Below are 19,393 nucleotides of genomic sequence, written 5' to 3' on the forward strand. Positions count from 1 at the left end.
GTGACCCAAACGGGATTACGGCAGTGATGCCGTAATCTCTTTGCGGCACACCTCAAGCACTTCATCGGCGAGGGCGGAATCATCCGGACACGCCCGCGACAGCATAATGGCGCCGATGGCGTGGGCCATCCTGTTGAGCATTTTCGCGCGCACGTCTTCCTGTGGTTCGTCCTGCGCCGCGTTGTACTTTGCCTGCAGGGCCTGCAGCGTGTTTTCCAACCCGTTGGCGAAGGTCTCCTTGAGCGTGTCCGATTGACGCGCAGCATCTGCACACAACGCCGCCAAGGTGCATCCGCCGCCGCGGTGGTCGCGGTGCTGCCTGGACAGGTACACCTCGAAAAACTGCTCCACCTCCAGGTGTTTGCTGTCGGCAAGCGACTGCGCCAGGCTGTTGGCGGCCGCTTCTGCCATCAAATCCGCCTTGGAGCCGAAATGCTTGTAGAAGCCGCCCTGGGTGAAACCGGCGGCAGCCATCAGTTCGGCCACACCCACACCATCGAAACCGCGTTCACGAAACAGCTCGGAAGCCGTCGCGACGATATGCGCTCGATTGCTTTGTGATTGTGTCTTGGTGATCTTCATTTTTTGCGCTCCTGCTGCCCTGCGATTGCCCTGCAATATAGGCATCTTACTATGATGTTGATCGTAATCAAAACCGTTGACAGTTTTGATTATGATCGACATCATAAAACCTCATCGCATCCACAGAGCATCACACCATGAGCACTTCCACTACCGTTCTCATCACTGGCGCCTCGACCGGCATTGGCGCCGCCTACGCCGAGCGTTTTGCCCAGCGCGGCCACAATCTTGTATTGGTCGCCCGTGACACCCAGCGCCTGGAAGCGCTCGCCGCCCGCCTGCGTGAACAGCACGCCATCAGCATTGATATCCTCCCCGCCGACCTGACTCAAAGCGCTGACCTGGCAGCGGTTGAAGCGCGCCTGCGCGAGGACGCCAGCATTGGCACGCTGGTGAATAATGCCGGGGCCGCGCAGTCCGGCAGCTTTATCGAACAGTCCAGCGACAGCGTCGCTCAGTTGGTTGCGCTCAACACCACGGCGTTGGTGCGACTTGCCAGCGCCATTGCCCCGCGCCTGGCAGCAGCAGGTGACGGCGCTATCATCAACATAGGCTCGGTAGTGGGCCTGGCGCCGGAGTTCGGCATGACGGTGTATGGCGCCACCAAGGCGTTCGTACTGTTCCTGTCCCAGGGTATGAGCCTTGAGCTGGCTCCCAAAGGCGTCTATGTGCAGGCCGTGCTGCCGGCGGCCACGCGTACCGAGATCTGGGAGCGGGCTGGCATTGACATCAATACCCTCACGGACGTGATGGAAGTGGGTGACCTGGTCGATGCGGCGCTGATCGGCTTTGACCGTCGCGAGCCCGTGACGATCCCGCCGTTGCAGGACGGCGCTCGCTGGGATGCCTTGCAGGCAGCGCGACAAGGCTTGCTGGCGCAGATCAAGCAGTCCAAGGTGGCTGACCGCTACTTGGTCAAAGCCTGATCAACCCTTTTGCAGGCGTGCTGTGCTACTGCGATGCATAGGCGCCTGCCCTTCCCGTCGAAGCGATGAGCGTTGAACCATGAAGGCATTTTCAATCGAGCGTTACGGCAAGCACACAGGCCGCATCACCGAAGCCCCGGCACCGGTGGTGGGTGAACATGACGTGCTGGTTCAAATACATGCCAGCAGCATCAATGTGCTGGATGCAAAAATCGCCAAAGGCGAATTCAAACTGATCCTGCCGTATGCGTTGCCGTTGACACTGGGCAATGACTTGGCCGGTGTGGTGCTCAGCGTGGGGTCGGCGGTACGACGCTTCAAGCCGGGTGACGAAGTCTATGCTCGCCCTCCCCAGCAGCGCATCGGCACGTTCGCCGAGCTGATTGCGGTACGCGAAGACGCAGTGGCACGCAAACCTGCAAACATCACAATGGAGCAAGCCGCCTCCCTACCCCTGGTCGCGCTGACCGCGTGGCAGGTGCTGGTTGAAACGGCGAGGCTGAAAAAAGGCCAGAAGGTCTTCATTCACGCCGGCTCCGGTGGTGTCGGCAGTATCGCCATCCAGCTCGCCAGGCATTTGGGCGCTTTTGTCGCTACGACCACCAGTACCGCCAACGTCGAGTGGGTCAAGGCGCTGGGCGCGGATGTGGTGATCGACTACAAGCAGCAAGACTTCGAAACCGTGCTCAACGACTACGACGTGGTCATGAACAGCCTCGGCCCGGATGCGCTGGCAAAGTCACTCGACATTCTCAAGCCGGGCGGCCAGCTCATCTCCATCTCAGGGCCACCGACGCCGGCATTCACTCGCGAGCAAAACCTGTCGTGGGGATTGGGCTTGGTCATGGGTGTCTTGAGCAGTGGCATTCGCCGCAAAGCGCGCAGAAAAAACGTCCGTTATGACTTCGTCTTCATGCGCGCCAGTGGTGCCCAACTGGATGAACTCACCGCGCTGGTTGAGTCCGGCATTATCAAGCCGGTGATCGACCGTACCTTCCCTTTCGAGTCGACGGCCGAGGCCTTGAGTTATGTCGAACAAGGCCGGGCCAAAGGCAAAGTCGTGATCACGATAAAGGAGACGATACCGCCTGACGCACACCCAGCCGGCTGATCCACACCGCCGCCAGAATCACCAGGCCGCCCAAGGCCAAACGCCCCAGCGGCTCGTGCTGGTTCCAGATCAGCAGGTTCAGCAGCAGCCCCACCGGCACATGCAAGTTGTTCATCACCGCCAGGGTGCCGCCATTGACCAGGCAGGCGCCCTTGTTCCACCAGTACATGCCCAGCGCGGTGCTGACCACTCCCAGGAACACCAGCACGCCCCATTGCAGCGGCGCTTGCGGCAGGAAATCAGCCTTGCCGAACAGCAGGAATGCGGGCAACACCACCAGCAGGGCGCCCAGGTAGAAATAACCGAAACGCCGGAAATGCGGTTGGTCACTCGGATAACGCGCCACCAGGTGCTTGTACATGACTTGCCCGGCCGCGTAGGTGAAGTTGGCCAGCTGCAACAGCAAGAACCCCATCAGGAAGTGGGGCGTGATCTGATCAAAACGAATCACTGCCGCACCGCTCACCGCCACCAAGGCTGCGACCAGCGCCCAAGGGTTGAAACGGCGATTAAGCGCGTCTTCGATCAGGGTCACGTGCAACGGCGTGAGGATGGTGAACAGCAGCACTTCCGGCACCGTCAGCACCCGAAAGCTCAGGTACAGGCACACATAGGTCACACCGAACTGCAATGCACCGATCAGCAGCATGCCGCGCATGAACGCAGGCTCCACCGAGCGCCAGCGGGTCAGCGGGATAAAAATCAGCCCCGCCAGCACCACGCGCACCAGCACCGCAAAGTAGCTGTCGACGTGACCGGCGAGGTATTCGCCGATCAAGCTGAAGGAAAATGCCTGAATCAGGGTGACAACCAGTAGATAGCCCATGCGCGCCTCATGTCGAATGGTCGCGACATTAAAGCTTTTCGCGGTTTGAAGAAACTCGACGCAAAAAAAACCCGACCTCGCTCAAGCGGCAGTCGGGCAGGAGCACTCAGGAGCTACAAGTGCAAAGGGAGGTTCGATACGCGTACTTGAAGGGTTTGCGTGGCGCTATATAAACAGCGCGGGATTATCTGGCGATTAACGCTTCACGCCACCTGCGCCAGCAGTGCTTTAGCCTGATTGACGCCCTTCTCCTGGAAGCCCGCCCCCAGGTTCACCCCTTCGGCGTGAATGAAGGTCACGTCGTGGATGCCGATAAAAGCCATGACCTGGCGCAGGTACGGTTCCTGGTGATCCGAGGTGGCGCCGGCGTGAATGCCGCCACGAGCAGTGAGTACGATGGCACGCTTGCCGGTCAACAAACCCTGTGCCCCGGTGGCGGTGTACTTGAAAGTCACACCGGCCCGCAACACGTGATCCAGCCAGGCTTTAAGGGTGCTGGGGATGGAAAAGTTGTACATCGGCGCAGCCATCACCAATACATCGGCAGCCAGCAGTTCGTCAGTCAATTCATTGGAACGGTCCAGGGACACCTGTTCATCGTCGTTGCGCTGCTCGGCGGGTTTCATCCAGCCACCCAGCAGGTTGGCGTCCAAGTGGGGAACGGGATTGCGCGCCACGTCACGCAGGGTGATGCGGTCGGCCGGATGGGCTGCTTGCCATTGACTGATGAACTGTTTGGTGAGCTGGCGGGAGATCGAATCCTGCTGGCGCGCACTGCTTTCGATGATCAGGACATTGGACATGGCTTGGTAGGCTCCATCGGTAATTGCTGTAAGTCGATGGAGCGAAGGTTAACCAGGGCCTATTCGATAAAAAAGCGCAAAAAACTGCTATAACCCATCTAGAAATTTGTTGTTAAGCGGAGTATTCCTGTCTGGCATGCTCCGCTGCTTTATTTTGGAGCGCAGTCCAAAGCAATACGCATTTTGATAATCGCGCGGTTGAACTTGGCCGTGGTGTTAGTGCTTTTGCCGGCGGGTACGGTCACGGTGCGACGGCGCGGCGATTCCGGGCCGTTGGTGAAGATTACCGAACACAGCACATCGTTGGTGCCGTAGTTACTCAACTGGATCGAACTGATGTCGGCGTCCACATCGGATGCGGTGTAGTCCACGCTTACGCCGTTGATCTTTTTAGTCACGTCGATGGGGTAGGCAAACGCGCTCATCGGCAGCAGCGCCAGCAACACACAACAGAATTTTCTCATTCGGCAGTCTCCAATAAGGACCGCCAGCTTAGGACAAGAGGAGCTCATCTTGAAAGCGCCCCGCGTTACCCTCGATCAATGGCGCACATTGCAAGCCGTGGTCGACCACGGCGGCTTCGCCCAGGCCGCAGAAGCGCTGCACCGTTCACAGTCCTCGGTGAGCTACACCGTGGCCCGTATGCAGGACCAACTGGGTGTGCCGCTGCTGCGCATCGATGGGCGCAAGGCGGTGCTTACCGAAGCCGGTGAAGTGCTATTGCGCCGTTCCCGCCAGTTGGTGAAGAACGCCAGTCAATTGGAAGACCTCGCCCACCATATGGAACAGGGCTGGGAAGCTGAAGTGCGCCTGGTGGTGGACGCTGCCTACCCCAACGCGCGCCTGGTGCGCGCCCTCACCGCGTTTATGCCCCAAAGCCGCGGCTGCCGCGTGCGCCTGCGCGAAGAAGTGCTGTCGGGGGTCGAGGAGCTGCTCATGGAAGGCGTGGCCGACTTGGCGATTTGCGGCTTCAGTATCCCCGGTTACCTGGGCACGGAAATGAGCGCGGTGGAATTCATTGCCGTCGCCCATCCCGAGCACGCCTTGCACCGTATGGGCCGCGAACTCAGCTTCCAGGACCTGGAAAGCCAGATGCAGGTGGTGATCCGCGACTCCGGCCGCCAGCAACCGCGGGATGTTGGCTGGCTCGGCGCCGAACAGCGCTGGACCGTCGGCAGCCTGGCCACCGCCGCAGCCTTCGTCAGCAGCGGCCTGGGTTTTGCCTGGTTGCCCCGGCACATGGTCGAGCGCGAACTGAACGAAGGGGTGCTCAAGCAACTGCCTTTGGCACAGGGCGGCAGCCGCCACCCGACGTTCTACCTGTATTCAAACAAAGATAAACCCCTGGGGCCGGCGACGCAGATCCTCGTGGAACTGCTGCGCACCTTTGACACCGCTCCCCTGGACGCGCCCTTTGCCGCGCCCCTGCAAGCCTGAAACGGAGTTCATCCATGGCCTGGTTCGAGCATGAAGGCTGCAGCCTGCATTACGAGGAATACGGCCACGGCAACCCGCTGATCCTGATCCATGGCCTGGGCTCAAGCAGCCAGGATTGGGAGCTGCAAGTGCCGGTACTCGCCCGGCACTATCGCCTGATCGTGGTCGACGTGCGCGGCCATGGCCGCTCCGACAGACCCCGCGAGCGCTACAGCATCCAGGGGTTCACCTTCGATCTGATTGCCCTGATCGACCACCTGGACCTGCCTGCGGCCCATGTAGTGGGGTTATCCATGGGCGGCATGATTGCCTTCCAACTGGCCGTAGATGAACCCGCACGGGTCAAGAGCCTGTGCATCGTCAACAGCGCGCCCGAGGTCAAGGTGCGCAGCGCTGGTGACTATTGGCAGTGGGCCAAGCGCAGGACCCTGGCCCGCGTGCTCAGCCTGAGCACCCTCGGCAAGGCCCTGGGCGAACGGCTGTTCCCCAAACCAGCGCAGGCCGACCTGCGGCGCAAGATGGCCGAACGCTGGGCAAAGAACGACAAACGTGCTTATCTCGCCAGCTTCGACGCGATTGTGGGCTGGGGCGTGCAGGAACAACTTTCGAAGATTACCTGTCCAACCCTGGTCATCAGCGCCGACCACGACTACACCCCCGTGGCGCAGAAAGAAATCTATGTAAAACTGCTGCCCGATGCGCGGCTGGTCGTTATTGAAGATTCCCGCCATGCCACGCCCTTGGATCAACCCGAAGTCTTTAACGCGACCTTGCTCGATTTTCTAAAGACCGTCGAAACCACTACCCAGGATCACTGACCCATGCTGAAAAAAATCGCCTTCTTTGCCGGTTCCGTTCTGTTCGCTGCCAACCTGATGGCGGCCGAACCTGCCAAGGCGCCCCACGTATTGATCTCCACTACCAACGGTGACATCGAAATCGAACTGGACCCGGTCAAGGCGCCGATCAGTACCAAGAACTTCCTTGCCTATGTCGACAAGGGTTTCTATACCAATACGATCTTCCACCGCGTGATCCCGGGTTTCATGGTCCAGGGCGGCGGCTTTACCCAACAGATGTCGCAAAAACCGACCGAAGCGCCGATCAAGAACGAAGCCAGTAACGGCCTGCATAACGTGCGTGGGACCTTGTCGATGGCGCGCACCAATGACCCGAACTCGGCCACCAGCCAATTCTTCATCAACGTCGCCGACAATGCCTTCCTCGACCCGGGTCGTGATGCCGGTTATGCCGTGTTCGCCAAGGTTGTCAAAGGCATGGACGTAGTCGACATCATCGTCAACTCCCAGACCACCACCAAGCAAGGCATGCAGAACGTGCCAATCGATCCTGTCCTGATCAAGTCGGCCAAGCGCATCGACTGAGGTCAGCAGCAAGCTTCGCGCGCAGCCCACAAGGCAGCGCGCGCATTTGAAAGGAGAGCCCGCACGGCGGGCGTCAAGCCTAATGCTCTATCGTCGTTTTGAACAACTGATCGATATTTTCCGCGACGCGCCCAGCGCCGCGCCTCCCGATAAAGTCCTGCCCTTCTATCTCTACTACCTGCGCCAGGTGTGGCCGCATTTCGCCGCCCTGCTGGTGGTGGGCCTGATTGGGGCGCTGATCGAAGTCGCGCTGTTCAGCTATTTGAGCCGCATCATCGACCTGGCCCAGGGCACGCCGCCCGCCGATTTCTTCCAGATCCACAGCACCGAGCTGATCTGGATGGCCGTGGTCGCCCTGCTCTTGCGCCCGATTTTCGGCGCCCTGCACGACCTGCTGGTACATCAGACCATCAGCCCCGGCATGACCAGCCTGATTCGCTGGCAGAACCACAGCTACGTGCTCAAGCAGAGCCTGAATTTCTTCCAGAACGACTTCGCCGGGCGCATTGCCCAGCGCATCATGCAAACCGGTAACTCACTGCGCGATTCCGCCGTGGCGGCGGTGGATGCGATCTGGCACGTGGCGATCTACGCCATCAGCGCCCTGGTGCTGTTCGCCGAGGCCGACTGGCGCCTGATGATCCCGCTGGTGAGCTGGATCATCTGCTACAGCCTGGCACTGCGTTACTTCGTGCCGCGTGTGAAGGAACGCTCGGTGATTTCCTCCGAAGCACGCTCCAAATTGATGGGCCGCATTGTCGACGGCTACACCAACATCACCACCTTGAAACTGTTCGCCCATACCCAATACGAGCAGCAGTACGCCAAGGAAGCAATCATCGAACAGACCGAAAAAACCCAGTTGGCCAGCCGCGTGGTGACCAGCATGGACATCGCGATTACCACCATGAACGGCCTGCTGATCGTCACCACCACCGGCCTGGCGCTGTGGTTGTGGACCCACTCGCTGATCTCGGTGGGCGCGATTGCCCTGGCCACCGGCCTGGTGATCCGTATCGTCAACATGTCCGGCTGGATCATGTGGGTGGTCAATGGCATCTTCGAGAACATCGGCATGGTGCAGGACGGCCTGAAAACCATTGCCCAGCCGCTGGCCGTGATCGACCGCGACAACGCCCCACGCCTGAGCGTGCCCCAGGGTGAAGTGCGCTTCGAACAGGTAGATTTCCACTACGGCAAGAAGAGCGGAATCATTGGTGGCCTGAACCTGGAGATCAAGGCCGGGGAGAAGATCGGCCTGATCGGCCCGTCCGGAGCGGGCAAATCGACCCTGGTCAACCTGCTGCTGCGCCTCTACGACCTGCAGGGCGGACGCATCCTGATCGACGGCCAGAATATCGCCGAAGTCGCCCAGGAAAGCCTGCGCGAACAGATCGGCATGATCACCCAGGACACTTCGCTGCTGCACCGTTCGATCCGCGACAACCTGCTGTACGGCAAGCCCGACGCCACGGACGAAGAGCTCTGGGCCGCGGTGCACAAGGCCCGCGCCGATGAGTTCATCCCACTGCTGTCGGACTCCGAAGGCCGCACCGGGCTGGACGCCCATGTGGGTGAGCGCGGGGTGAAACTCTCCGGCGGTCAGCGCCAACGTATCGCCATCGCCCGCGTGCTGCTCAAGGACGCGCCGATCCTGATCATGGACGAAGCCACCTCGGCGCTGGACTCGGAAGTGGAAGCGGCGATCCAGGAAAGCCTGGAAACCCTGATGCAGGGCAAGACGGTGATTGCCATCGCGCACCGGTTGTCGACCATTGCGCGCATGGATCGCCTGGTCGTGCTGGAGAAAGGCCAGATCGCCGAGAGCGGCAGCCATTCCGAATTGCTGGCACATGGAGGACTTTATTCGCGGTTATGGCAGCATCAAACCGGAGGGTTTGTCGGTATAGACTGATTTTATTGGGTAAACCGCCGTTCAATTCCGAACAATTCTGACAGCTTTCTCCATCTGGCTGGTCGTGCGACACAATCCTGCTGTACTGCAATCAGGCCCCAGGAGGGCCCTGATTTAAGGCGGCAGGGAAGCCACACAGACCGTTAATCAGATAGAGCAATCTAAGGAAGTGTTCATGTCACTGTTCAAACGTTCCGTAACGGAAGGACTGGGTACGTTTTGGCTGGTGTTAGGTGGCTGCGGGAGTGCGGTGTTGGCCGCAGCGTTCCCCAACGTCGGCATCGGCCTGCTCGGCGTGTCCCTGGCCTTTGGGCTCACAGTGCTGACCATGGCATTTGCCATCGGGCATATCAGCGGTTGCCACCTTAACCCGGCCGTCTCGGTGGGGCTGGTGGTGGGCGGCAGATTCCCGGCCAAGGAATTGCCAGCCTATATAGTGTCCCAAGTGATCGGTGGCGCCATCGCCGCCGCACTGCTGTACTTCATCGCCAGTGGCAAACCCGGGTTCGAACTGGCCTCCGGGCTGGCAAGCAATGGTTATGGCGAGCATTCACCCGGTGGTTATTCAATGGCGGCAGGCTTTGTCTGCGAGCTGGTGATGACAGCGATGTTCGTGCTGATTATCCTTGGCGCCACCGACCGCCGTGCCCCGGCGGGCCTCGCGCCTATTGCCATTGGCCTGGCGCTGACGCTGATCCACTTGATCTCGATCCCGGTCACCAACACGTCGGTCAACCCAGCCCGCAGCACGGGGCCTGCGTTGATTGTCGGCGGTTGGGCAGTCCAGCAGCTATGGTTGTTCTGGCTCGCACCGATCCTCGGCGCGGTGATCGGCGGCGTGACCTATCGATGGCTGGGCAAGGATGAAGGGGCCTAAGGCAAACGGATCAGCCCTGCCGATAAGGCAGGGCTGAATTCAATTCAATGTTGCTCAACCCTGATGGGCCTGCATGTATTGACGCAACAGTTGATTGATACGTGTCTGGTATCCAGTACCTTGCCCCTTGAACCACTCGAGAACGTCGGCATCCAGTCGAATAGTCACCGCCTGCTTCACCGGGACACGAAGCTCGGCACGCCGGAAAAATTCGGCGTCCAGCTCGGGGATATCACTGGTATCGATTTCTTCTTCATTCATCTTGGCCAAGCGCTTCCAATCAGTTTTCGATGTTTGCGTCATAGTATTTGGCCTCCTTCTTGGTTGCTTTTCGGGCCCAGATGATACGGATCACATCACCACGCCGCTCGGTATATACGACCACACCCATTAACAATTTGATCTAGCCAATACTGATCCAACGCTCTTCGCCATAATCCGCCCGATCATCGCGCTAGGCCAGCATTGGGTGTCTAAAAATATCAGGGACGTCGTTAAAATCGATGCCGTGCTTAGAAATATTGGCTTTGTTCTTGGCTTCATCCCACTCAAAATGCATGGCACATCCTGTATGTACTTTTGTACATACAGAATAGCGATTTGACCGTTCACCTGCAGTACTGCCAGACCGATGCTTTAGCCCTGCCGATAAGGCAGGGCTGACCTCGCCTCTTCGGCATACGCCAGAATCCCCACCCGTTCACGCTCAAGAAAATCCTCCACGGCACTCTTCAACCCCGGATGGCGCAGGTAGTGCCAGGACCGTGTAATCACCGGCTCAAACCCGCGAATCAATTTGTGCTCGCCCTGGGCACCGGCGTCGAAGCGTTGCAGGCCGTGGGCGATGGCGTAGTCCATGCCCTGGTAAAAACAGGTTTCGAAGTGCAGTCGGTCGAATTCCGCCAGGCAGCCCCAGTAGCGGCCGTAGAAGCTGTCGCCACCGATCAGGCTGAAAGCCATGGCTACCGGGCGCGAGCCTTGTTTGGCCAGCACCACGCGGATGGCCTCGGGCATGCGTTCGGCCAGCAGGCTGAAAAACGCACGGGTCAGGTAGGGCGATTGGCGGCGGACTGCATAGGTGTTGGCGTAGCAGGCATAGACAAAATCCCATTGAGCTTCGCTCAGTTCATGGCCTTGCAGCCACTCGAACTCAATGCCCTGCCCTGCCACTTGTTCGCGCTCCTTGCGCATCTGTTTACGCTTGCGTGAACTCAAGGCATCGAGAAAATCCTGGAAGTCGCGGTAGCCGCGGTTCTGCCAATGAAACTGGCAGCCCAGGCGTTGCATCCAGCCCGGCTGCAGGGACAACGCCTCATCGGCCAAGGCGTCAGTGAAATTGATATGGGCACTGGAGAGCCCTTCGATCTCCAGGTAGCCCGGCAGACTCTTGAGCAACTCGAAGCCGTCCTCGGCATTGGCGGCCAAAATACGTGGGCCGCTGACGGGACTGAACGGCACCGCCGTCAGCAGCTTGGGATAGTAGTCAATACCGGCGCGCTCACAGGCATCGGCCCAGCCATGGTCGAACACATACTCGCCGTAGGAATGCCATTTGCGATAGCTCGGCAGTGCCGCCACCAGGCGCTGCCCTTCCCAGTGCAGCAGATGCTCCGGCTGCCAGCCCGATTGCGGCCTCAGGCTGGCGCTGTCCTCCAGCGCGCTCAAGAACCCATGCCGTACAAACGGCTGGGCCTGCGGCACCAGGGCGTCCCAGACCTCTGGGGCGATTTCGGACAGGCTGTCCAGGCGTTGCAACGGCATCGGCATCCTCACTGATTCTTGGCGTTAAAGCCTGGCGAGTATCGCTTATCGCAACCCAGTGCACACCTTGAAAACACGCTGACAGACTTGGAAATAAATAGTTCCAACCTCAGCCCATTTGTCATCTAGATGAAATCACTTAGCCACTACTCCGTCATAAACGGTCGCGATACTGACGCCAGTTTTTAGAGCGCCTGGGTCTACCGGGTGACATTTTTTCCGTCCGTCATTGGTCGGTTGTGTCCTGGATGGTTTGCCATCCCTCCTCACTTTCGGAGATTGATATGCGTCTTGCTTCCACTAAAACTGCGGCGGTCCTGTGTGGCGGCCTGTTGCTGGCCCTGAGCCTACCGGCCAGCGCTGCAGTCGACGCTAAATTGCTCGACATGCTCAAGGCCAACGGCCAGATCACTGCGGCGCAGTACAGCGAACTGCAAGCAGAGCTGGCCAGGGACCAAAAAGAACAGCAGATCGCACGGCAAGCTCAACAAGAGACCAACGAGCAGATCGCGGCCACCGCGAAAAAAACCAACGAGCTGAGCAGCTTCGACCAGAAGCTGGCCTGGGCCGCCAAAACCCAGTTCAAAGGTGACGTACGCTTCCGCCAGGAAACCATCAAGATCGATGGCGAGCCCAACAACGGCGGGCGTGACAAGGACCGTCAACGTATCCGTGCCCGCCTGGGTGCCTACACCGAGATCAACCCACAGGTGGACACCGGCATCCGCATCGCCACCGGTGGCGGCGACGACGCTCGTTCCACCAACCAGGATCAGGATGGCTACTTCGATAAAAAATCGATCTGGCTGGACCTGGGCTACATCGACTACCACCCGGACCAGATCAAGAACCTGCACGTGATCGGCGGCAAGATGCTCCAGCCATGGGTGAGCATGGGCGACGTGATCTGGGATAGCGATATCAACCCGGAAGGCCTGGCCGTTACCTACAAATACCCACTGGGCAGCAGCGCCGAACTGTTCGGCAGCCTTGGCAACTACAACCTCAAGGACAACGTCGACGGAGACGGCGTGCAGTTCCGCCACGACCTGCGCCTGACATCCGGCCAGCTGGGTACGCGTTTCTCGGTCACCGACAACCTGAAAATGACCTTGGGCGGCAGCGTCTACGCCTACAAAAATGACGAGGACAGCCGCTGCACAACCACCACCACGCCTTGCGCGTTGGCGGTCAACGGCAACTCGGCCAACAACGAATTCCGCCTGTATGAAGGTTTTGCCCAGGCAGATATCGGCGGCCTGGCAGTGCCCCTGGCGTTCTACGGCCAGTACGTGAAGAACAACGATGCTGTGACCGACCAGGACACCGCGTGGTTGCTGGGTGCCAAGTCCAAGGTGTTCGGTTTCAACCTGGACTACAACTACCGCGACGTTCAACGTAATGCCGTCGTAGGCGCCTTCACCGATTCGGACTTCGCCAACGGTACCACCGGTTCGCGCGGCCACAAGATGAAGGTCAGCTACGACATCGACAAGAACTTTGCCCTCGGCGCCACGTACTTCCTGACCAAGGCTGACTACGCCAGCCGCACGCAGCGTGATGCCAATACCAACACCTTGCAGTTGGATGCTGAAGCCAAGTTCTAACCCCCCCGTTGTAGGAGCGGGCTTGCTCGCTCCTACAGATCTTTCAGCCGTTCGGCTGCCAATCGTTCAGCCAGCGCATCGACATCCTTTACCGGCTCCTGCGGCAGGATCTTCAGCGTCGCCTGCATCAGGCGCATCTGACGGATAAAGCGTCGGCAGTTCGGGCAGAACATCAAGTGATGACGCACGAGCAGACGCTCGCGAAAGGTCAATTGCCCATCGAGATAATCACTGGAGCGAGCGACTTGTTCCTTACAGGTCAACATTCTCCCGTTTCCTCAAAATGCTCCACCGTGGCGAAGACTTTAAGCCGCGCTCGATGCAACAGCACACGTACATTGGAAAGTGAAAGGCTCAGAAGATTACAGATTTCTTCCAACTCCAATCCCTGGCGTTCACGTAGCACCAGCACACTGCCCTGCAATTGGGACAAGCTCAGAATCGTGTGCTCCAGGCATTCGCGCAATTCATCCTCGGTCAGCAGCGCTTCCGGGGTGTCCTGGTGCCAGGCATACGGCGCGACTGCCCAGTGGCCGTCATCCGGGCTGAATCGCTCATCACCAATGGTGCCATGGGGCGAAGGCAAATCGTCGAGCAGCACTTCCCGGCGATTCTGTTTATAACGCCCTTTGGCGGAGTTGGCGGTGATGGTCAGCAGCCAGGTCTTGAGACTGGAGCGTCCTTCGAACCTGGCCAGGTTGCGCACCACCGAGAGCCAGGCGTCTTGCACCACCTCGTCGGCGTGGCGCTGGCCGACAATGGCATAGGCCACCGCGCGCATTGCGCTCTGGTAAGTGCTGACCAATTCCTTGTAGGCCCGCTGCTCTCCCTTGAGCAAGCGTTCAAGCAGGTGCGCGTCGTCCGCTGCAGCCATTCAAACCTCGATCTTGCTGAAAATACGGCCAGTTCTTACAGATCAGCGCTTGCGCAGGATCACGCTGCCAATCGAATACCCGGCGCCGAACGAGCTAAGCACCGCCACGGTGCCCTTGGGCAAGTCGTCCTGATAGGTGTGAAACGCAATCACCGAACCGGCGGAGCTGGTATTGGCATACGTATCGAGGATCACCGGCGCTTCTTCCACCGACGCGTCGCGCCCCAGCAGCTTTTTCACGATCAGGTGGTTCATGCTCAGGTTGGCCTGGTGCAGCCAGAAGCGCTTCACATCGGTGACGTCCAGCTGGTTTTCCGCCAGGTGTGCACCAATCAACTCGGCCACCATCGGGCAGACATCGCGGAAGACCTTGCGGCCTTCCTGCACGAACAGCTTGTCAGGGGCGCCGACACCTTCTTCCGCCGTGCGGTTGAGGAAGCCGAAATTGTTGCGGATGTTGTTGGAGAACTTGGTCAGCAGCTTGGTGCTCACCACCTCGAACTGGTGCTCGGACGTCGCCAGGTCAGCGCGCTCCAGGACCACCGCGGTGGCGGCATCACCAAAGATGAAGTGACTGTCGCGGTCACGGAAGTTCAGGTGGCCGGTGCAGACTTCCGGGTTGACCATCAGGATCGCCCGGGCCTGGCCCAACTGGATGCTGTTGGTTGCATTCTGGATGCCGAAGGTGGCCGAGGAGCACGCCACGTTCATGTCGAAACCGAAGCCCTGGATACCCAAGGCTTCCTGGACTTCGATAGCAATCGCCGGGTAGGCGCGCTGCAGGTTGGAGCAGGCGACGATCACGCCGTCGATATCCGCGGCAGTCTTGCCGGCGCGTTGCAGGGCCTGTTCGGCAGCGCCGACGGCCATCTGGCAGAGCACCGACCATTCGTCGTTGCTGCGCTCGGGCAAGCGTGGGGCCATGCGCTGAGGGTCGAGGATGCCGTCCTTGTCCATCACAAAACGGCTCTTGATACCGGACGCTTTCTCGATGAATGCCGCGCTCGACTCCGTCAGCGCTTGCACATCGCCACGCTCGATGGCGGCAGCGTTGTCAGCATTGAACTGTTGTACGTAGGCATTGAAAGACTGCACCAGCTCTTCGTTGGAGATGCTGTTGGCCGGGGTATACAGGCCGGTGCCGCTGATGACGACGTTATGCACGGTCGTTCCTCTAAATCTGTCAGGCAGAAGATATTGGTACCGTCGTACCAAACTGTAAGTCGTTTGAGTCCATCAGGCGGGCATCAAACTGGCAATTCGTTATTCAATCTTGTGACCGCGAAGTTTGCCACAATGCCGGGGATTTGGCGCCATAGGCCACACAAACACCTTGAATGTGGGACCTGCCCAGTTCGGGAAACCGGGAAGGTTCAGGGCTCTACCTGGCTCCACTGCTTGCTCAAGCGTTTATCGGAAATCGGCACCTTGGTGCCCAACTGCTGGGCAAACAACGACACACGGTATTCTTCCAGCCACCAGCGGTACAGCTCCAACTGCGGGTCGCGCTTGCCTTCCTGGGTGTGTTTGTTCAGGCGGTTCTGGTATTGCGCCCACAGGCCGCCCAATTCGGTACTCCACACCCGGTCCTTCTGCACCTGGCTCGGCAGTTTTTCCAGGCGCAGCTCGATGGCCTTGAGGAAACGCGGCAGTTCCTTGAACCATTGCGCCGGGGTTTCCCGTACAAAACCCGGGTACACCAGGTTGCCCAGTTGCTGCTTGATATCGTTCAAGGCTACCGCCTGGGCCAGGTCGATCTTGCCTTTGAAGCGCTTTTGCAGGCCGTGCCACAGCTTCAGCACGTCCAGGGTCAGGCGCGCCAGGCGTTCGGCGTGTTCGGTCCAGCTGCCGCGCTTGCGTTCCGCCAAAGCCGCCAGGCCGGCGCCATCACGAGGCAGGCTGGCTTCGCCCTCCAGTACGCAGGTGTCGAGGCTGGCCAGCAGGATGTCTTCCACCAGCGCGTCGATACGCCCCAGCTCGCGGTACATCAAACCCAACTCGGTCAGGCCCGGCAATTTGCCGCGCAGGAATTTCGCCGGCTCGGCCAATTGTTGCATCAGCAGACGCTGCAACGCGCGGCGATGCTGGAACTCAGCCTCGGCGGCGGTAGAGAACCGGCCTTCCTTGACCGTACCATTTTCTTCCACCAGCGCCGGGTACACCGTCATCGACAGGCCGGCGATGTTTTGCTGGGTCTTTTCAGCAACCGCCGCGAACACCTTGGCTTCCACCGGCTGCTGGCTTTTCGCGGTCTGCGGCACGGCCAATGCGGCATGGCTGGCTTCGGCAAACCGTGCGGTCAGCTCGGCGAGGTCGCGGCCTTCGCCAAGGAACTTGCCCTGGCCGTCGACCACCTCCAGGTTCATCTTCAGGTGGCTTTCCACCTGCTGCGCCGCTTCGGCCCAGGCTTCATCGCTGACCCGCGCACCGGTCATGCGCAGCAGTTCGCGCCCCAGCGCCTGGGGCAGCGAGCCCTGGCCGAATTCGATGCGTTGCAGCGCCGCCTTGACGAAGTCCGGCACCGGCACGAAGTTCTTGCGCAATGCCTTGGGCAGGTTGCGTACCAACGCGATGCATTTGGCTTCGATCACGCCCGGCACCAGCCACTCCAGGCGCTCGGCCGGCAACGCCGGCAGCAACGGCGCCGGCACGCGCAGGGTGACGCCGTCGCGGGGGTGATTGGGTTCGAAGTGGTAACTCAAGGCCAGGGCCAGGTCGCCCAGGTGCAAGGTGTCCGGATAATGCGCGGCGGTGACTTCACTGGCCTCACGGGCCAGCACGTCTTCTTCGCGCATGATCAGCAATTGCGGGTCTTTCTGGCTGTTGACCTTGTACCAGCTGTCAAAGGTGGCCGTCTGGTGGATCTCCGCCGGCAAGCGTGCGTCGTAGAAGGCGTAGAGGGTTTCTTCGTCGGCGAGGATATCGCGACGACGGGCCTTGGCTTCCAGTTCGTCGAGTTGCTCCAGCAGGCGCTGGTTAGCTGTCAGGCACTTGGCGCGGGACTGAATCTCACCGCGTACCAGGCCTTCCCGGATAAACAACTCGCGGGACACCACCGGGTCAATCGGCCCGTAATGCACCGGCCGACGTCCGACTATGATCAACCCGAACAGAGTGATCTGCTCAAATGCCACCACCTGGCCGCGCTTCTTCTCCCAATGGGGCTCGAAGTGATTTTTCTTGATCAGGTGCCCGGCCAGCGGCTCGATCCAGTCGGCGTCAATCTTCGCCACCATGCGCGCATAGAGCTTGGTGGTTTCCACCAGCTCGGCAGTCATCAGCCATTGCGGGCGCTTCTTGCCGATGCCGGACGAGGGGTGGATCCAGAAACGCCGCTGCCGCGCACCGAGGTAATCGCCGTCTTCGGTTTTCTGGCCGATCTGGCTGAGCAGGCCGGACAACACTGCCTTGTGCAGCTTGGGGAAATCCGCCGGCTCTTTATTGACGCTCAGCTGCATGTCGCGGCAGATCAGGCTCAACTGGCGATGGGAGTCGCGCCACTCGCGCAGGCGCAAGTAGTTGAGGAAGTTCTTGCGACACCAGTTGCGCAGCGGGCTGGCGGTCAGTTCCTGGCGCTGCTCTTCAAAGCCACGCCACAGGTTGACCAGCCCGGCGAAGTCCGAATCCGGATCCTTCCACTGAGCGTGGGCCTGGTCGGCGGCCTGTTGACGCTCCGGTGGGCGCTCGCGCGGGTCCTGGATCGACATGGCGCTCGCGACGATCAGTACTTCCTGCAAGCTGCCCAGCTTGGCCGCTTCGAGCAACATGCGGCCCATGCGCGGGTCCACCGGCAGGCGTGCAAGCTGGCGCCCCAAGGGGGTGAGCTGGCTGTTACGGTCCACCGCCGAGAGTTCCTGCAGCAGGTTGAAACCGTCGCTGATCGCCTTGCCATCCGGCGGTTCGATAAACGGGAAATCGGTGATCTCGCCCAGGCGCAGGTGCAGCATCTGCAGGATCACGGCGGCCAGGTTGGTGCGCAGGATTTCCGGGTCGGTAAATTCCGGGCGGCCGATAAAATCCTCTTCGCTGTACAAGCGAATGCAAATGCCCGGCTCGACCCGGCCGCAACGGCCTTTACGCTGGTTAGCGCTGGCCTGGGAAATCGCCTCGATCGGCAGGCGCTGCACCTTGGCGCGGTAGCTGTAGCGGCTGATGCGCGCGGTGCCGCTGTCGATCACATAACGAATGCCCGGTACGGTCAGCGAGGTTTCCGCGACGTTGGTCGCCAGCACCACGCGCCGACCCGGGTGGGATTGGAAAATGCGCTGCTGCTCGGCCGGCGACAGGCGCGCATACAGCGGCAGGATCTCAGTGTGCTTGAGCTGGGCCTTGCGCAGCATGTCGGCGGCGTCGCGGATCTCACGCTCGCCCGGCAAAAACACCAGCACATCGCCGGGGCTGCGGCGTTCGCTGCGCTCGTAAGCGGCGATTTCATCGAGGGTGGCGAGGATCGCCTGGTCGACAGTCAAGTCGTCCTCGACGCGGTTGCCCTCTTCGTCCTGTTCCAGGGTCAGCGGGCGATACCAGGTGTCCACCGGGAAGGTGCGGCCCGACACCTCGACAATCGGCGCGTCGTCGAAGTGCTTGGAAAAGCGCTCCAGGTCGATGGTCGCCGAGGTGATGATGACTTTAAGGTCGGGGCGACGCGGCAGCAGGGTCTTAAGGTAGCCGAGCAGGAAGTCGATGTTCAGGCTGCGTTCGTGGGCTTCGTCGACGATGATCGTGTCGTAGCGTTCCAGGTAACGATCATTCTGGGTTTCGGCCAAGAGGATGCCGTCGGTCATCAGCTTGATCAGGGTGTTGGAATCGCTCTGGTCCTCGAAGCGCACCTGATAGCCGACCAACGCGCCCAATGGCGTGGCCAACTCTTCTGCCACACGGCTGGCGACACTGCGCGCTGCAATCCGGCGCGGTTGGGTGTGGCCGATCAGGCCGTATTGGCCGCGGCCGATTTCCAGGCAGATCTTCGGCAACTGGGTGGTCTTGCCCGAGCCGGTCTCGCCAGCAATGATCAATACCTGGTGCTTGAGCAGCGCGTCCTTGATCTCATCGCGCTTGGCGGCAATCGGCAGGCTGTCGTCATAGCGAATCACCGGCAGGCTGGCGCGCCGTGCCGTGACCTGGGCACAGGACGCTTGCATGCGCGCCACCCACTGCGCCAGCTTGTCCTCATCGGGCTTCTTACGCAGCTCGAGCAACTGCCGGCGCAAGCGGTGGCGGTCGGCGAGCATGGCGTGATCGAGGGTTTTGAGCAGTTGGTCGATGGTGGGTGCTTGGTCAGTCATCAGC

18 protein-coding genes and 1 pseudogene are annotated in these 19,393 nt (G+C 60.2%); 8 read left to right on the forward strand and 11 right to left on the reverse strand.

Annotated elements, in window-relative coordinates; all coding sequences use genetic code 11:
* Window positions 1–15: 15 nt before the first annotated feature.
* Entirely contained in the window at window positions 16–582 is a 567-nt protein-coding gene (locus ASD70_RS02975) for a TetR/AcrR family transcriptional regulator (RefSeq protein WP_056845617.1), read from the reverse strand.
* A gap of 137 nt (window positions 583–719) precedes the next feature.
* Here ASD70_RS02975 and ASD70_RS02980 point away from each other — a divergent pair, with 137 nt between their 5' ends.
* Both ASD70_RS02980 and ASD70_RS02985 read left to right on the forward strand, forming a co-directional pair.
* Entirely contained in the window at window positions 720–1,508 is a 789-nt protein-coding gene (locus ASD70_RS02980; protein WP_046071728.1) for an SDR family NAD(P)-dependent oxidoreductase, read from the forward strand.
* Between the two features lie 79 nt (window positions 1,509–1,587).
* Complete coding sequence (locus ASD70_RS02985) at window positions 1,588–2,619, forward strand: NADP-dependent oxidoreductase (protein ID WP_056845618.1); 1,032 nt, start codon at window positions 1,588–1,590, stop codon at window positions 2,617–2,619.
* Here ASD70_RS02985 and ASD70_RS02990 read toward each other — a convergent pair.
* The 3 genes from ASD70_RS02990 to ASD70_RS03000 form a co-directional block, all read right to left on the reverse strand.
* Entirely contained in the window at window positions 2,573–3,445 is an 873-nt protein-coding gene (locus tag ASD70_RS02990) for a carboxylate/amino acid/amine transporter (protein WP_046071726.1), read from the reverse strand. The genes ASD70_RS02985 and ASD70_RS02990 overlap by 47 nt on opposite strands.
* A gap of 203 nt (window positions 3,446–3,648) precedes the next feature.
* Entirely contained in the window at window positions 3,649–4,248 is a 600-nt protein-coding gene (locus ASD70_RS02995; RefSeq protein WP_056845619.1) for an FMN-dependent NADH-azoreductase, read from the reverse strand.
* Between the two features lie 149 nt (window positions 4,249–4,397).
* On the reverse strand, window positions 4,398–4,712 hold the full coding sequence (locus ASD70_RS03000; RefSeq protein WP_056845620.1) for a hypothetical protein: 315 nt from the start codon (window positions 4,710–4,712) through the stop codon (window positions 4,398–4,400).
* A gap of 49 nt (window positions 4,713–4,761) precedes the next feature.
* On the opposite strand from ASD70_RS03000, the gene ASD70_RS03005 reads away from it, so the two are divergent.
* The 5 genes from ASD70_RS03005 (at window position 4,762) to aqpZ (ending at window position 9,862) form a co-directional block, all read left to right on the forward strand.
* Complete coding sequence (locus tag ASD70_RS03005) at window positions 4,762–5,685, forward strand: LysR family transcriptional regulator (protein ID WP_046071723.1); 924 nt, start codon at window positions 4,762–4,764, stop codon at window positions 5,683–5,685.
* A gap of 14 nt (window positions 5,686–5,699) precedes the next feature.
* Entirely contained in the window at window positions 5,700–6,503 is an 804-nt protein-coding gene (locus ASD70_RS03010; protein WP_046071722.1) for an alpha/beta fold hydrolase, read from the forward strand.
* A gap of 3 nt (window positions 6,504–6,506) precedes the next feature.
* A complete protein-coding gene (locus ASD70_RS03015) occupies window positions 6,507–7,070 on the forward strand; it encodes a peptidylprolyl isomerase (protein WP_032879982.1) in 564 nt (187 codons plus the stop codon).
* A gap of 82 nt (window positions 7,071–7,152) precedes the next feature.
* On the forward strand, window positions 7,153–8,985 hold the full coding sequence (locus ASD70_RS03020; protein WP_046071721.1) for an ABC transporter ATP-binding protein: 1,833 nt from the start codon (window positions 7,153–7,155) through the stop codon (window positions 8,983–8,985).
* 175 nt (window positions 8,986–9,160) lie between these two features.
* Window positions 9,161–9,862, forward strand: a complete 702-nt coding sequence (gene aqpZ / locus ASD70_RS03025; protein WP_046071720.1) for an aquaporin Z — start codon at window positions 9,161–9,163, stop codon at window positions 9,860–9,862.
* 54 nt (window positions 9,863–9,916) lie between these two features.
* On the opposite strand, the gene ASD70_RS03030 is transcribed toward aqpZ, so the two are convergent.
* From ASD70_RS03030 to ASD70_RS03040, 3 genes and pseudogenes are all read right to left on the reverse strand, one after another.
* Window positions 9,917–10,165, reverse strand: a complete 249-nt coding sequence (locus ASD70_RS03030) for a BrnA antitoxin family protein (RefSeq protein WP_046071719.1) — start codon at window positions 10,163–10,165, stop codon at window positions 9,917–9,919.
* Window positions 10,143–10,421 (reverse strand): annotated as a pseudogene (locus tag ASD70_RS03035) (BrnT family toxin). Before ASD70_RS03035 ends, ASD70_RS03030 begins: the two are co-directional and overlap by 23 nt.
* Window positions 10,422–10,498: 77 nt before the next feature.
* Window positions 10,499–11,623 (reverse strand): GNAT family N-acetyltransferase, encoded by a 1,125-nt coding sequence (locus ASD70_RS03040; RefSeq protein WP_056845685.1) that lies wholly within the window; start codon window positions 11,621–11,623, stop codon window positions 10,499–10,501.
* Window positions 11,624–11,907: 284 nt separating this feature from the next.
* Between ASD70_RS03040 and ASD70_RS03045 the strand changes: the two genes are divergently transcribed.
* Window positions 11,908–13,230, forward strand: coding sequence for a putative porin (locus tag ASD70_RS03045; protein WP_046071718.1), 1,323 nt, complete (start codon window positions 11,908–11,910; stop codon window positions 13,228–13,230).
* A 32-nt stretch (window positions 13,231–13,262) separates the two neighbouring features.
* Here ASD70_RS03045 and ASD70_RS03050 read toward each other — a convergent pair whose 3' ends face one another.
* The 4 genes from ASD70_RS03050 to hrpA form a co-directional block, all read right to left on the reverse strand.
* On the reverse strand, window positions 13,263–13,496 hold the full coding sequence (locus ASD70_RS03050; protein WP_046071717.1) for an anti-sigma factor family protein: 234 nt from the start codon (window positions 13,494–13,496) through the stop codon (window positions 13,263–13,265).
* Window positions 13,490–14,104, reverse strand: coding sequence for an RNA polymerase sigma factor (locus tag ASD70_RS03055; RefSeq protein WP_046071716.1), 615 nt, complete (start codon window positions 14,102–14,104; stop codon window positions 13,490–13,492). Before ASD70_RS03055 ends, ASD70_RS03050 begins: the two co-directional genes overlap by 7 nt.
* 42 nt (window positions 14,105–14,146) lie before the next feature.
* Window positions 14,147–15,268, reverse strand: coding sequence for a beta-ketoacyl-ACP synthase III (locus ASD70_RS03060; RefSeq protein WP_056845621.1), 1,122 nt, complete (start codon window positions 15,266–15,268; stop codon window positions 14,147–14,149).
* A 209-nt stretch (window positions 15,269–15,477) separates the two neighbouring features.
* Complete coding sequence (hrpA, locus tag ASD70_RS03065; protein WP_056845622.1) at window positions 15,478–19,389, reverse strand: ATP-dependent RNA helicase HrpA; 3,912 nt, start codon at window positions 19,387–19,389, stop codon at window positions 15,478–15,480.
* Window positions 19,390–19,393 lie beyond the last annotated feature (4 nt).

Source organism: Pseudomonas sp. Root569, assembly GCF_001427465.1.
Classification (GTDB): Bacteria; Pseudomonadota; Gammaproteobacteria; order Pseudomonadales; family Pseudomonadaceae; genus Aquipseudomonas; species Aquipseudomonas synxantha.